General features: G+C 48.7%; 2 protein-coding genes. One reads left to right on the forward strand and one right to left on the reverse strand.

Annotated features, from left to right (window positions below; genetic code table 11):
- On the reverse strand, positions 1-1235 hold a 1235-nt coding region (locus H6F50_RS00140), incomplete at its 3' end, for a filamentous hemagglutinin N-terminal domain-containing protein (protein ID WP_190424932.1).
- Positions 1236-1792: 557 nt separating this feature from the next.
- On the opposite strand from H6F50_RS00140, the gene H6F50_RS00145 reads away from it, so the two are divergent.
- Positions 1793-2153 (forward strand): peptidase (locus H6F50_RS00145; RefSeq protein WP_190424935.1); only part of this gene is annotated, 361 nt, incomplete at its 3' end.

Genomic DNA, 2153 nt, shown 5'->3' on the forward strand with positions numbered 1-2153 from the left:
CCAAGATTTGATGAAGAATTTAAAAAACTTTTAATGTTAATTGAACCTGCTGTACTCGTTAGAAAAATATTGCCGCCATTACCTGAATCAGAAGTTGTCAAAATCCCGTCTAAGGGCGAACTCAGGATATTAATATCCTTAAAAGCGGACATCGTTACAGAACCCCCATGTGCCCCTAAAAAAGTGGCAGAGGTATCGATTTTTCCGAGGACTGTAATGTTGTTAGCAGAAGCCAAATTCACAGAACTCCCCAGGGAGGGCAAGGAAGTTTTAGAAGTGGCTCCCTGCACCACGACATCACCAGCGTCTACCTGGATGTTAGCTCCAGACAGTTTCACCTCCCCAGTGCCGCTAACCGTTACTTTTGTCGCATTGTTAGCGCCTCCACCTGTGAGTAACTGCGGCAAAGAGAGAGGAGAAGCGATGGAGAGGGGGAGAGAAGGCGAGAGAGGTTGAATCTCTAAACTCAGCAGGTTTCCCGCCTGAGAAAGGCGAACCATCTTTTCACCTGGTACAGATGCAACCGCGATCTTCCCCCCAGGTGCCGAGAGATTACCGACGGAGACAACCGTGCCACCGAGTAGATTGAGATCCTGCCCATCTTTAACGGCTAGCTGTGCCTCGTTGACAATCGCTCCGGGAGTTTGAGGGGTGGCGAAGGCAAAGGTATTCGGCGTCCCTACCAGCGCCGCATAGCTATTAGAACCGATGGCATTAAACCATCCTGAGTCAAGTTTAATTCCAGTCGCTGTGGTAGCGGTGAAGCTTCCAGGTACGTTCAAACTGGCTCCTGCGCCAAAAACGATCCCAGCGGGGTTCATCAAGAAGAGGTTGGAATTGCCGCCAGAGACTTGGAGAAGCCCATTAATGACTGAAGGATCGCCCCCCGTAACGCGCCCCAGGATATTTTGAATGGAGGGGCTAGAAATGAAGTTGGCAATCTCACCTTGGCTAAGACCAAATTGGGTGAAGCTGTGGAACAAATTGGTCTTATCAGCGGATGTCGTGCCGCCTTGGATGTCGTATTGGGTTCCATTAGGCTTCACAATGGTGCCGGTGCCGTCAGTCGCCGGGACGATCGATTGTGCCTGCACGCTCAGAAAGCAAACGGATATTCCCAATGCCAGATGTGGAAGGGCAAAAAGCAAAAAGGCGATAGATTTTGACCTTTTCCTTTTGACTTTTCCTTTTTGTCGTGCTAACAACAATTTAATTCTTTTGACAATTGATTTCATAAGGCCGCTCCTGAAAGGAAACACGTTCCTCAAGTCTTTAGATTTTTCAACGCTAGCTTTTGGGGCAACTTTTGCGCTAGAGGCAGTGTTGAAATGGCTACAGGCTTTTGTTTATAGTGTTTGGACAGTGTAAAGGGAGAAGTCCTCGCTCTGCGGTAAATTGCCGTATCGTCCTGTCCGTCAAAACTAATTAGGAAGGATATAAAAAGAATGGATTTCACCACCACTCAATCAATGAACAGGAGTTTGAGCGCCAACTCATCGCTTTTAGGAGATAAGCTAGTGAATTAGCCAGCTCCAGCCTGCCCATCTGGAGAAAGCTCAAGTCGGGCGGTAACACGGACAGAGCAATTACCGATCGGATTTTCCGGTTTCTTCCCAAGTGCCGGACTATCCACAAATTGCGTAAAGCAAAGCGATCGCTTCTATCGAATCGCTTCCGGGTGCCAAAGAAAGTAAAGAATAAATAGTAGAAACATTCTTTGTTTGGGAAGCGGTACACCCCGCCCCGCTTTCCCCCAACCCTCAAAAGGGAAGGGTGTCCAGCGGAAATTTTTATGACTGACGCTTTTGCCCTTAGATGGCACCGCACCCTGATTGTTCCTGCCACGCTGCTGGCTCTTTGTCTGACCACTATATCAGCCAGAGCGCAAAATAAGGTGTACAGCCCAATTCCTGTACCGGCAAACAACGAAGTTTCCGACACGCTGACTGAAAAAGATATTCCGACTGGTGAGGGAGGTTTTGCTCGTGATTACGTGGTGAGTCTGGATGCTGGAGATCAGGTAGCGGTTGACTTGATCTCTGATAGTTTTGACACGATTGTGACGCTGATGTCGTCGGATGGCGCTACTGTGGCGGAAAATGATGACGGTCCCGACGGCAGCACTAACTCGCTTTTATTTTCCCGCATTACCG

Origin of the sequence: Coleofasciculus sp. FACHB-712 (assembly GCF_014695635.1) — a bacterium.
GTDB lineage: Bacteria > Cyanobacteriota > Cyanobacteriia > Cyanobacteriales > FACHB-T130 > FACHB-T130.